At 44.7% G+C, this 12,507-nt stretch carries 10 protein-coding genes; 4 read left to right on the forward strand and 6 right to left on the reverse strand.

Going from position 1 to position 12,507, the window contains the following annotated elements; translation table 11 throughout:
- Positions 1–14 precede the first annotated feature (14 nt).
- Both ACVBIU_RS03215 and ACVBIU_RS03220 read right to left on the reverse strand, forming a co-directional pair.
- A complete protein-coding gene (locus ACVBIU_RS03215; RefSeq protein WP_447163062.1) occupies positions 15–1,256 on the reverse strand; it encodes a hypothetical protein in 1,242 nt (413 codons plus the stop codon).
- A 258-nt stretch (positions 1,257–1,514) separates the two neighbouring features.
- Positions 1,515–2,276: a class I SAM-dependent methyltransferase gene (locus ACVBIU_RS03220; RefSeq protein WP_447163063.1), complete on the reverse strand. Its 762-nt coding sequence runs from the start codon at positions 2,274–2,276 to the stop codon at positions 1,515–1,517.
- A 285-nt stretch (positions 2,277–2,561) separates the two neighbouring features.
- Here ACVBIU_RS03220 and ACVBIU_RS03225 point away from each other — a divergent pair, with 285 nt between their 5' ends.
- From ACVBIU_RS03225 to ACVBIU_RS03235, 3 genes are all read left to right on the forward strand, one after another.
- Positions 2,562–4,853, forward strand: coding sequence for a multiheme c-type cytochrome (locus ACVBIU_RS03225; RefSeq protein WP_447163064.1), 2,292 nt, complete (start codon positions 2,562–2,564; stop codon positions 4,851–4,853).
- Positions 4,854–5,151: 298 nt separating this feature from the next.
- On the forward strand, positions 5,152–6,387 hold the full coding sequence (locus tag ACVBIU_RS03230; protein ID WP_447163065.1) for a winged helix-turn-helix domain-containing protein: 1,236 nt from the start codon (positions 5,152–5,154) through the stop codon (positions 6,385–6,387).
- Positions 6,388–6,444: 57 nt separating this feature from the next.
- On the forward strand, positions 6,445–7,287 hold the full coding sequence (locus ACVBIU_RS03235; RefSeq protein WP_447159014.1) for a 23S rRNA (adenine(2030)-N(6))-methyltransferase RlmJ: 843 nt from the start codon (positions 6,445–6,447) through the stop codon (positions 7,285–7,287).
- 333 nt (positions 7,288–7,620) lie between these two features.
- Here the strand turns inward: ACVBIU_RS03235 and ACVBIU_RS03240 are convergent, their stop codons facing one another.
- Together ACVBIU_RS03240 and ACVBIU_RS03245 are read right to left on the reverse strand one after the other, a co-directional pair.
- Positions 7,621–7,878 carry a hypothetical protein gene (locus ACVBIU_RS03240; protein WP_447163066.1) on the reverse strand — a complete coding sequence of 86 codons (258 nt, stop codon included), beginning with the start codon at positions 7,876–7,878 and terminating at the stop codon, positions 7,621–7,623.
- Positions 7,879–8,215: 337 nt separating this feature from the next.
- Positions 8,216–9,094 carry a LysR family transcriptional regulator gene (locus tag ACVBIU_RS03245; RefSeq protein WP_447163067.1) on the reverse strand — a complete coding sequence of 293 codons (879 nt, stop codon included), beginning with the start codon at positions 9,092–9,094 and terminating at the stop codon, positions 8,216–8,218.
- Between the two features lie 108 nt (positions 9,095–9,202).
- Here ACVBIU_RS03245 and ACVBIU_RS03250 point away from each other — a divergent pair, with 108 nt between their 5' ends.
- The gene (locus ACVBIU_RS03250) at positions 9,203–10,585 is read left to right on the forward strand and encodes an MATE family efflux transporter (RefSeq protein ID WP_447163140.1); all 1,383 of its coding nucleotides are present in this window, start codon (positions 9,203–9,205) and stop codon (positions 10,583–10,585) included.
- A 31-nt stretch (positions 10,586–10,616) separates the two neighbouring features.
- Here the strand turns inward: ACVBIU_RS03250 and ACVBIU_RS03255 are convergent, their stop codons facing one another.
- Both ACVBIU_RS03255 and ACVBIU_RS03260 read right to left on the reverse strand, forming a co-directional pair.
- Complete coding sequence (locus ACVBIU_RS03255; RefSeq protein WP_447163068.1) at positions 10,617–11,366, reverse strand: lytic transglycosylase domain-containing protein; 750 nt, start codon at positions 11,364–11,366, stop codon at positions 10,617–10,619.
- Positions 11,363–12,385: a DUF3137 domain-containing protein gene (locus ACVBIU_RS03260; RefSeq protein ID WP_447159018.1), complete on the reverse strand. Its 1,023-nt coding sequence runs from the start codon at positions 12,383–12,385 to the stop codon at positions 11,363–11,365. The genes ACVBIU_RS03255 and ACVBIU_RS03260 overlap by 4 nt, the downstream gene beginning before the upstream one ends.
- Positions 12,386–12,507: the final 122 nt, after the last annotated feature.

Here is a 12,507-nt window from a genome sequence, read left to right on the forward strand (position 1 = left end):
ACAAATGTGCTGGGTTATTCAACCTTTGGCTGGTTAGCTTGTTGTACTAATCTCACAGGCAGCCCAAGCTTAACTAAATGATTGAGAATGAATCGTCCACTCCAAGCCCAACTGCTTAATGAGATTAAGTTGTCGTCACGCCCAATTAGTTTTATATCACCATCGATAGATAAACGCAGCGGAGTGTTATCTTCTGCGGCTACTTGAATATCGGCACAAGCAATATGACTCATTGTAGATCGCAATATCGTCCTCGATTCATGACCACTAATGCTAGAAGAACTAGAAGTACCGGGAGTTAGCAGCCAAACGGCATCTCTAGTGGTGCAAACAGCCTTAAAAGAGCGAGATTTAATATCGCTATAGAAGGTAAATATGAATACAAAGCTCGGCAAGGCAAGCATGATAAAAGTAATGACCATCATAACGACCACCCCCATATCTGACATAGACTCAGTCCTATAAATGACATCACGAAATTTATTTCGATAGGGACCTACTGGCAATATTGCTTTAAAAAAGCCTGGTAGCAGAAAAACATAGGTGTATATACCCGCGATAGCAAATAGAAATGGTTTAACACTGGCTCGCCATGACTTTTTAGTCACTGTGCGCCCTCTTGTCATTGATAGATGCTGATTTAGAGTGGCAATTACCCCATCTGCATCATCCTCTTCTAGCGAGATAGAGCCTATATATTCGATTGCTTGCTCTATACCTTCAGCTTGCTGTGGTAGCACTTCGGTTTGTTGTTCTAAGAAATAGATGTCAAAACGTTTAATCAGCAAACAGTTAGACTGCTCATTTTCTAACAGCAGATACTGACTATCCAAAGGTAAAGCAAATTCACATTGACGCTGTAACAGTCGGTAAATAAAAATTAATATGCAAAACTGGTACGCTATGATGCCAATGGCTATAAAGTTAATATTGGCCAGAGCATAGGTATTACTAACGATGCTAATAACAATAAAAAAGCCAAATACCCATTTATCAAAAGCAGACATTAGAACTGACTTTACGACAACAACCACATTATTTTTAAGATAAATAAGCTGTCGCTGCCTCGCTTTAAAAGCAAAACTCACAATCGCGTAAAGGGTTAATAAAACAGTAAAGCAAACAGAGAAAGCCAAAGCATCATAAAAATAAGACCAAATCAGTAACCCAAAGCCGATAACTAGAGATGCCTTTTGATAAATACTTCGAGTAAATGGCGTGAGCACTGCGTCTTGAATACTAGCCTTTATATTCACTTACTTTCCTCAGATTAATCAGGCTGCTTGCTGTATTTTTTCTGCAGCCTAATCAAATACTTTTTGCATCTTGAATATAAGCATTATTTTTATGCTCACTTAGTGTCACCTAAAATCATGCTCAACTGTTTATCTAGCGCATTAACAACCTGACAAAAAAAAGCTCTTATTAGCTAATCTAACAAGAGGCCATTTTTACGGAAAATTCGCAGATTAGAGTCTTATCCAATCCAAAACGTTACGCTTTATATCATCCCACTAAGCTGTCATCGCCGCTTTTACGTAAACATCGAAACGATTTTTCTTAGTGGCAATCACCATGCTCGGTTTGACGCCATCTAAATCATCAGCATAATCAGGGCGCTTAACCACTACGCGCTTAGTGGCTAATGACATTGCAGGTGCAAGTAAGCCGTCGGCATCAAGATCGGCACCAACTAACGACTGGAACACGCGCATCTCTTTTTTCACTAATGCTGACTTTTCACGGTGCGGATACATAGGATCTAAATACACCACATCCACTTCGATATTCGACGCCCCTGCCGCATCGGCGAGTGAATCAATGCTCGAACCATGAAACAAGCTCATACGCTCTCGCATCCAGTTACCAATTTCGGCATCTTCATAGGCACGGCGCAGGCCATCTTCTAATAACGCAGCCACAATCGGGTGACGCTCAACCATTAACACCTTGCAACCTAAACTTGCCAGTACAAAGGCGTCACGCCCAAGCCCTGCGGTACCATCAACCACTGTAGGCATTACGCCCTGTTTAAGTCCTACCGCTTTGGCGATTGACTGGCCGCGACCACCACCAAATTTACGACGATGGGCAACCGCGCCTGAAACGAAATCGACAGAGATCCCTTTCAGCTTTGGCTCATCGCGCTTGATTAACGTCAGGATATTATCTTCAAAGACCAACTCAAACTCTGCATTAGGATCATAAACCAGTCCCCAGCGCTCGCAGGCCGATTCGATTGTTGGGTAATGTCGATTAAAGAAAATGCTGGTCACAATTAGGCTCTACGTTTGAGTGTTAACCTGCAGATAATACCACTCCTCGCGATGAAACCATATCAGCCGCCAATGGCTGTTTTGCAGAAATCAGGCTTATTTTGCTCAATGCCCCCACTCAAAAAGCCTCAAAACAGCTCAAAACGGCTGAAATCGGCCTAAAAAACTTCAATATAACTATAAATAGGTAGCTGTTCACGTTGCGCTATCGGTGCTTGAGGCACACTTTTTTGCGTCGTTGATAAATCAAGCGACTTAAAGAAAATATATAAAGAGAGATAAGTGATGATGAACGCAAACAAATTCAAAACAAGACTGTGCTATGCCACGCTTGTAGCAGCCTGCTCAATGAGCATCGTGGCTTGTTCCGGCGATGATGGTAAAGACGGTGAAGATGGCAAGCCAGGTGGTAACGTAACCACGCAGGCTAAAGTGCTTACAGTAACAATCGATAAAACGACAATTACCGATAACACGCTAACGATTGATTTTAGCGCTGAGAGCGAATTAGCGATTCCAGTGGTAAAGATTGCCGCAATTAAGTTAAACGCAGCCCAGTTAATGCCGCAAGTTGAAGGCGAGCGTTCACAGTGGCAAAAACTTGCTGGTGAAACCTGTTCACCCGCTAAAGGCTGTGCAGGCACATTAGTCGACAACATGAACGGCAGCTACAGCTACACCATGAGTGCAGCTTTAGTTGCTGGCGATATCAGCCACAATGGCGAATACACCCAGCGCGTATTATTTAGCGTTTTAGAAACGGACAACCTGCCAACAACTGAAGTTATCTCTGACTTCAATCTTGATGGTAGCGAAATCACCAACAATCGCAGCATCATCGACGGCAGTTCTTGCCTAAGCTGTCACGATGATATCGCCTCGATTAAACATGGCGGTGCCAACATTGAAAACTGCGCCAGCTGCCACACCAATAACAACATGGATAATCCTGCCATGGTTTGGCCGGTATTAGCACACACTGCGCATATTGGTATAACCCCGCAGGCACTAGGCAACTGTACCACTTGTCACGCAAAAGAAATCAGCGAGACTGAGCTACAAGCGACTAACTGGAACCAAGTGCCAACGCGTGAGGCTTGTTCAAGCTGTCACGAAATGACCACCAATCCAGTATATGACCATAGCACTCAGCCTGATAACGGTAACTGCTTAACCTGTCACTCACCAGAGAATACTTACGATGTTCATATGAGTAACTCAGAGAAAGCAGTAGAGGAAGATCAGCGCAATATCGTCAACATCAGCCTTGAAGACGCTAAGCTCGTAGAAAAAAACGGTGAGCACTTTGCTGAAATCAGCTTTGCCATGCTTGATAGACAAGGGCAACGTATTGCTGTTGCAAACAATAACCCTGCTGATGCCGACTGGATTAAAAACCTGCAGCTTTATGTAAACTGGGGCACCTCGGTGGACTTTACCACCAGCCGCGGTTACAGCATTTTTGTTAAGAGTAACAAGAAAGACATCACCCAAGATGGCAGCGGAAACACTCCCGCTGGCGAACGTGAGCGTACACCACTAAACAAGTCTCAAGACAACGTATTTACTTACCTAATGGGCCCAGTTGTTACCCAAGATGCTATTTCTGGCGACTTGATTGATGACGCAGGCTTTATTACTAACCGCTTTATTTACTGCTTCGACGACGCGCAAAACCTCGTGAGCTGCGATCAAGCAGGACATACTAAAAATGCAGAAGCTAACAAGCGCTGGTTCTTCAACAAAGACGGCCTAACTGACGCACCTGAAGCTAAGCGTCCTTTGATTGTTAGCAACAAGACTTGTGGAACGTGCCATGGCTACGATGAGTTTAACGACAACTCAGAGCTTGCTTGTCGTAACTGTCATAGTCGCAAGACTGAGATCAACAAAGAGCTAGCAGATACCACCTGTTTCTCTGGTCACGATCACGACGAACTGGGCGAGCATGTACGTCCATTTGAAGAGCGCGCTATGATGCCAGGCGGTAAGCCAGGTTTCTTAAGCTCAACAGCCGACATTGTTGATCCATGCTTAGCTTGTCATAACCCGAACACCCCGCCAACTCAAGCAATTCGAGAAATGCACACTAAAGCAAGTGATTGGGACTATGTTGAGCAGCTTACGGTAAGCCATCCAGACCACAAGGTATGGATGCACTCACTGCACACCAATCAACGTGCGACCCAAGATCGTGCAAACGGCGTGCGTAATATTGAGTTCCCTGCTGATAAAGCTAACTGTTACCGCTGTCACGAAGGCGATACCTTCGGTGTTGAACGCCTAACGGCAGTCGGTCGCCCATTGGCACTGGATCTAGATTACAACCCAGATTCAAGAGCACACCCAGCGATTGATATCACTGTTGATGCGTATACTTCACCAGTTTCTGCAACGTGTTATGCCTGCCATGCTAAGCAAGAAGATGCTGACGGTAAGATGGTGATCAACAAAGCGGTACGTGCACACATGGAGCAAAACGGCGGCCGATTTGGCGTTACAGCCAACGAATTACAAGTAGAAGCTTGCGCCGTTTGCCATTCGCTAGACAACCTTAAACAGGTGCATAACCTTTAAGGTTAAACCCAAAAAGTAATTGATGTCCCTGCAAGCACATCAGCAGCCCAACGCTTTGCGTTGGGCTGCAACTTTTATCAAGAGTTAGCAAAGTTCGCGCGGCGATTCCCTTTACGAGTTTGATCTGAATTTGCCATTGATATACGTAAGTCGATTTTCTTATACCAGCAAACTTGTTGCGCTAGCCTGCAAGCTAGCTATAAAGCAGGAACTGGATCAAAGTTTACGGGCTTCAATTTCCCCAGCTATAAACGTCAGAATATACTCAATTAGATAACTGTTTTATTAGAGAATTTCTGTGCAATTAACGCCAACGCTAAGCTTAAACGTGACTCAACAGCACCTAGTCGATGCTGAGGATTTATCACGTATCGAACTCAGCTATGCCGAAACAGCCGTTCTGCAGTTAATGCTCAAACATCAGGGCACGTTAATCACCCGTGAAGCCTTATTAGAAGCAGGTTGGCACGACAGAGTGGTTTCAGCATCATCATTACAACAGTGCGTTAGTGTATTGAGAAAAAAACTAGCCAACTATCCAGAAGTTGAGCTCAAGACCATTCCTAGGCATGGCTATGTATTACACCTATCAGGTCACAACCAAGCACTCTCTACCATAAAAAAGCCAACAGCCGTCCTGCTTTTTTCCATTGCCATTATCATCTTTAGCCTATTACTCGGCTACGCTTATCTCACTCATAGCCAAACGCCTTATAACGAAAACCTGATTGCGAGTCAGCTCAGTAATGTCGCGGGTGAGGTACATGTGTTTACCCCTGCAATAGATCGAGCATTGAGCCCTGATATCATCAATCAGCGTTTTGCTAACCAGATCGGTAACGAACCTAATTGGCTGGCACCATTTAACGCATTTACCAGTTTCGCCCTACTCAGCGCCAAGATGGACAGCTTTGCCATCTGTCCGGATTATCAACACGGTCAATGCAGTGGAAAACAGCTGATCAACATTAGCGCTGAAAAAGACCACGGTAGCCAACTCGCCCTGTCTGATTTTTTGACCACTAAAATAAGAATGGAGCAAAAAACCTATAATAAGCTAGACCTGCCAGAGCTTAGAAAGCATCAGGGCAACTTAAAAGAGCAGATTTACCATGGCGATCTATATTTTTCGTTTGATAACAATCGTCTCGTTCGCAGCGATATCCGTATATCTCTGGTCGATTTAGCACCTGATAGCGGCATTTTTTACTTTGCCGCCTGTATCACCGATGAAGACTGCTATACCACGCCTATTCGCTACGAGATCCGTGGCCAATTCAAGCGCACCACAGAAAAATGGCAACAACGTCAGGTGGAACGCTTTGATATCGAAGTCGGTAAAACCACATTGTCTTCACCCAACGCGCTATCAGATACCGCACAAATCATCTATCTAGCGTTAAGAAAACAACATCTAACTCAAGCGAGCTTAAGCTTTTATCGCATCTACCAAGACGACGGCACAGCCATTTGGCAACTACCATTAGTCGACGAAAATATTATGTGGATGCAGCGACAAACTCTCAAATTATGATACCGAGCAGGAGTTGTTGTATAATCAGCGTTCTCTCCATCTTTGGTTTTAAACGCAATGTTAAGTTATCGTCACGGCTATCACGCAGGCAATTATGCCGATGTTCTCAAGCACGCTATTTTGCTGCAAGTGCTAAAACTCATGCACAAAAAAGACAAGCCTATGGCTTATATCGACACCCATGCGGGTGCGGGTGGCTACGCGTTAACCGATGAGTTTTCTAAGAAAACTGGCGAATACTTAGATGGTGTAGCCAGACTGTGGGACAGAACAGATTTACCTGAGTCATTAGTGCAATACATAGAAGATGTAAAACACTTCAACCAAGGTAAACAAGATCTGGAGTTTTACCCAGGCTCTCCTGCCTTTGTAGACATGAATATGCGTGAAAAAGATCGCATGGTATTACACGAACTGCATGGCACTGACTTTCTCACCTTGGAAGAACAGTTTGCAGGCGATCGCCACGTTCGTGTGATCAAAGGCGATGGCCTTAAAGGTCTTATCGCTGCAGTGCCGCCACTTGAGCGTCGCGGCGTGATTTTGATCGATCCAAGTTATGAGATTAAAACCGACTACCAAGACGTAGCAAAAGCGATTATTAAAGCTCATAAACGCTTTTCAACTGGTGTATTCATGCTTTGGTACCCCGTTGTAGACCGAGACCAAACTGAAGGTATGCTTAAGCTATTAGCCCAGAGCGGTATTAAAAATCAACTTCGTATCGAGCAAGCGATTAGACCCGATAACAATGATTTTGGTATGACGGCAGCAGGCCTATGGGTTATTAACCCACCTTGGCAGCTCGATACTACCGCCAAAGAGATGCTCGACTATTTAGAGCGTCGCATTGGTCATAACGGCGGCAAAACAACTGTTAAGCAAGAAGTGCCGGAATAAAGAAAGAGCTTAAAAGATAGATCCTAGGTCCGAGGTTCTAGGTCCTAGGAAAAGCTAAGCCGAGAACGGGCTTTGCCCTGCTAGGACGTGACTGCGTCACTTCGAGAAAGAGCTTATAAAGATAGGTCCTAGGTCCGAGGTTCTAGGCCCTAAGAAAAATCCAAGACAGTAAAGCACCAATCAAAAGATTACCGGCGCGATGTGTCAGCTTTAGCCTTTGCTTTTAGCTTTCCTAGCAGCCAACTTGTTGGCGTCCTAGTCGGTGCGTAGCACCGTCCTAGCAGTGAGCCTGCGAACGTCCTAGAACCTAGGTCAAATCTCCTAACCTGATGCTTATAAACACTCTTGGTCATCATTCAGCTGACGGCTAAATACCCCAAAAATTGCATTTAAGATACCGACTTCGACATCTTTATTATTTTGAGTTGATGCTGTCGAACTCCCACCAATTGATTCTCGCTGCTCTCTTTGCTGTTCGTTACTGTGAGCGCCGCTAACAAAATCACAGCCTGCATTTGCCACTGAGTTTGATGAACAGCCAGCACCGTTCAACACCAGTAAAATCAACAACACAAACGAATTCAGTTTCATAGCTTCCCTTTTTAATGACTGCATTATCAAACATTAACACTTTGCAGCGGTTAGATTCTAGGTTCGAATAAAAACTAAGACGAGGTCGGGCTTCGCCCTGTGAGGGCGTGACTGTGTCACTTCGAGAAAGAGCTTATAAAAGATAGGTACTAGGTCCGAGGTTCTAGGCCCTAGGAAAATCCAAGATTTAAAAGAAACAAGCAACAGATTCAGACTCCATGAATCGGCTTTAGCCTTAGCTTTTAGCTTTCCTAGCAGCCAACTTGTTGGCGCCCTAGTAGGTGCGTAGCACCGTCCTAGCAGTGAGCCTGCGAACGCCCTAGTACCTGCTTTCCTGTTATTGCAGCACCGAGTGCAACTCTTCAAATAACCAATGCATCACCGGGCCTATCTGCTTATCGCGGCGATTGACCACGCCCATCTCTACCAATAACGGATCTGTAATATATTCACTCGATAGCGCGGTTAAATCTTCAATATACCAATCTGATTTTGCTACATGGTCTGGCACTAACGCCCAGCCCACACCTTGTAGCACTAAAGCGATGATGTAGTAATAGCTGTCTATATACCAATAATTGCCTGATAACGGCTTGGTTTGAGACTGGCCGGTAATGTCACAAATCGCCAGCTGCCGGTATAACATTAACTGCTCAAGGGTCGGCGCAGGAATAGAGGCCAGCGGGTGAGTCGGCGCGACCACTAAGCTATGCTTAAACTGGCCTATCGACATAAAATCTAGTGAGTCTGGCAACATAGTCGAGGTGTGGAACATAATGCCAATATCTGCACGCCCCGCATCAACCCATAGAGCGATATCTTCTTGTGAGCCATTGATAATGGTGAGCTTTAGTAGCGGGAATTGCGTCGAAATCCGTTGAAACAGGGCTTCAAATGCGTTTACTGGTACTGCTTCATCCATCGCAAATGTTAGCACCACTTCTTCACCAGATGTCACCGTCATCGCCCGCGCATTGAGTCGCTGGCACTGGGCTAGCACCGACTGCGCCTCGATAAACATCTCCTCACCTAAAGGCGTCAGCATGGGTAGTTTGGCGCTGCGGTCAAATAACTCAAACCCTAAACTAGCTTCTAAATTACTGATGGCATTACTAATTCTAGATTGCGCCTTGCCCATCTTTCTGGCTGCCGCCGAAAATGAGCCTAACTTAACCGAATTAACAAATGCATTAAGCTCGTCTAACGTCCAATTCATCGCTTCACCTGCCAATCAACCTATATCTAAAACAGATAGTAACTAACTTTATTCAATCTTAAATACAGAGTAATGTGCCGCCCACTATTCATCAACCTTTACACGCAAATGTTAGCTCCGATCCCCGAAGATACTCATAATCACTCTATTAGCCGTACTTTTTGGCGTTACACCCTACCTGCAATCGCCGCCATGCTGGTTAACGGCCTATATCAAATTGTCGACGGTATCTTTATCGGTCATTACATAGGTTATGAAGGCTTAGCCGCAATAAACATGGCTTGGCCAGTGATCTACTTTATGGTGGGTTTTGGCATCATGATCGGTATGGGGAGCGGGAGTTTGCTCTCAATTCAACGTGGTAAAGGTGACACTCGTGCAGCGCCGACTATTTTGACCACTAGCTTACTGTTGATGCTAGGTCTTGCGCTTATATCGACCACCATTTTGTCGCAGTTCAGTACTTTCTTTATTGAGGCCCAAGGTGGCGCGGGGGCCACTCTGGGGATGGCGCAAGATTATATCGGGGTGTTCATATGGGGAGCAGCGGCGACAATAATAGCCTCGGCACTACCACTGCTGATCCGCAATGATGAAAGCCCTAACATTGCCACTGGCTTAATGGTGCTAGGTGCGCTTGTCAATATTGGCTTAGATTACCTGCTTATTGGTGTCTTTAACTTTGGCTTGCTTGGCGCAGCAATCGCGACCATTAGTGCTCAATCTATCGTCTGTATCTTAGGACTTATTTATTTTTGTACACGTATCAGCAATATACGTTGGCCTGCAAAGTTTACGTATTTCAAGATACCCTTTGCCAAGCAGATCATGCTGTTAGGCTCATCTAGCCTATTTATGTATCTTTATACCAGTTTCGTTTTTGCGCTGCATAATCGACTGTTTATGGAATATGGCACGCCGCTAACAGTCGGCGCTTTTGCGATTGTTGGCTACCTCATGGTGCTGTATTACTTAGTCGCTGAGGGGGTGGCGGAAGGCCTACAGCCACCAGTGAGTTATTACTATGGCGCAGAGCAGCACGAAAACATTAACAAGATGCTAAAGCTATCGGTCAAGGTCACCCTGATTGCAGGCGTTAGCTGGATAACCTTGTTGAATGTCATACCGCACGCCATGGTTGGGCTATTTAATAGCAATGATTCAGAGCTGATTGCAACGGCGGTTGATGGGATCAGACTGCACCTGTTTGCTATGCCACTCGACGGTTTTATCGCTCTGTCTTCGGTGTACTTTATGGCGACGAATCAAGGGGTGAAAGCCCTCGCGATAGCATGCGGGAATATGCTTATCCAGCTGCCATTTTTATATGTTTTGCCAAAAATAATGGGCGTTGATGGCGTGTGGATGGCGATGCCAATCTCTAATATCGTACTGTGTTTTATCGTGGTGCCTATGGTTTGGCTGGATGTTAAAGCACGCTCGCGAACAGTGGGCTTAACGGTAAACAATCCTATTTTGGCGGCAGCCTAATATCAATCGGTTTAAGCTCGAGTAAAAAGCGCTAACTGCTACGGTAGCGCTTTAACAATATCTGCACTCGCTCAACATAGGCTTGAGTTTCAGGGTAAGGCGGTACACCATTGTATTGGTCTACCCTTGAGGCGCCTGCATTATAAGCGGCGCATGCCAAACTAATATCACCATTAAAACGCTTAAGTAACTGCGCTAAGTAACGGCTGCCAGCATCAATATTTTGCTCTGGATGAAATGCATCGCTCACCCCTAGCTCTTTTGCGGTTGCCGGCATTAGCTGCATCAAGCCTTGAGCGCCAGTTTTAGATACCGCTGCCGATTTAAAGGCGGATTCAGCATGGATAACGGCGCGGATCAATGCAGGCTCTAAGTGATAAGCCTTGGCCGCACTGGCTATTTGTAGCCGGTATTGAGAGGTAAATAGCGGGATCGATTTCCAATTAATATTTGATTCTGGTTTACAGGCGTAACAATCAAACAGTAGAACCTGATAATGCCCCTGCTGCGGAGCATGATCGCTAAATACCAACACGCCAGTAGTCGTGCGGTAATGATAAACCTTCTCACCTTGAGCACGGCTATTGCTGATGACATTGGCGCTAGTTAATGTATGAGTTAACCCTGTGGTAGTTTCGTTAACCTCAATGGTTTTCCCCAACACACTTTTATTTAATGGATTAGCCACAAAATGTGGCTTCTGCCCCAAAGTCTGAACCTCGGCCTGCACAGTAACAGCTAAAAAAAACAGTAAACTAACGAGCGATCCTTGCTTAATCATAATCCGGTCGATTGATCTAATTGCAGTACGTCGACTATAGCAAAAAGCTGCTTCATCTCTTTATTTATCTGACTAAATTCATATTCAAAGGTTGCCGCTTTAAATATCGAAGCCATTTCAAAGCGATTATCTTTACTGCCGAGCATGATAAGCAGCTTATTTTGGTAAAAAGCACATTGGATCTTGTTATCAAAACTTGCCGATAACGCCTGCAATCGCTCCATAAAAGTGACAGTTAAGAGATAACGCGCCTCAATTTGGTCAGTAGAAAATACATCAAACTGCTTTTCAAAGATGGGATCTTCTAATTTTACCCGCTCTAGTCCCTTAAAAGAATCAGATAGAAAGTTCACTAAACCGCCGCGAGTCTTAACCACAACCGTATGCCCACGAAAGCCTTTGTGACTGCTTAGCTCAATCATCACTCCTTTAAACACGGTGACCGTATCAGTATTTTTATCGCGCTTAATCTGCTTGGTAAGGTGCAGCTCATTAAGAGCGATCTCCGTATTCTTATAAGTCCCCTGCACATAATCTTCAAAGTTAGCAGCATCATAATAAGGCAGCAGCTTTGAGGCTTTAAGCGCTGCTAGGCTCATCTTATGATCAGGACTAAAAATAAAATCATGGCCAAAATACTTAAAAATTAGCGGGTAGATCTTCTGCTTTACATCGCTTTTATAATGCTTAATCGGATTAAACACCCACCAGGCAAACGGCAGCGCTAGCACCACTAACCCGATAAGGTAAATCATCAAAGGATCTGTAGTGTTCAAGTAAGGCATAAACAGAAATGCCAGCGCGGCAACGCTAAGATAAATAGCACTGCAAAGATATAAACGCTGACGACAAGACTGCAGACTGGCAACACGCGCATTTTCAAATTTGCTTGTCAGGGGCTCAAGGTGTTGCTGATAGTATTGCTTAAACTCGGCAATCTCAGCAGGGGCGGCAACTAAATTATTACTGTTACGGATAGGCTTTATCGATGCGCCAAAAAGAAAACTAATGAGGTTCATATTGTACTCATGTACTCCGATGATCTCAGTAACAGCCATCACCGCAATGCTGATATGAATTGCGGCTATTACTGAAAAGTCCCAATTACTTCAAATAATCAGTCACTTAAAATAATCAGTTA

Source organism: Shewanella sp. 30m-14, assembly GCF_052977125.1.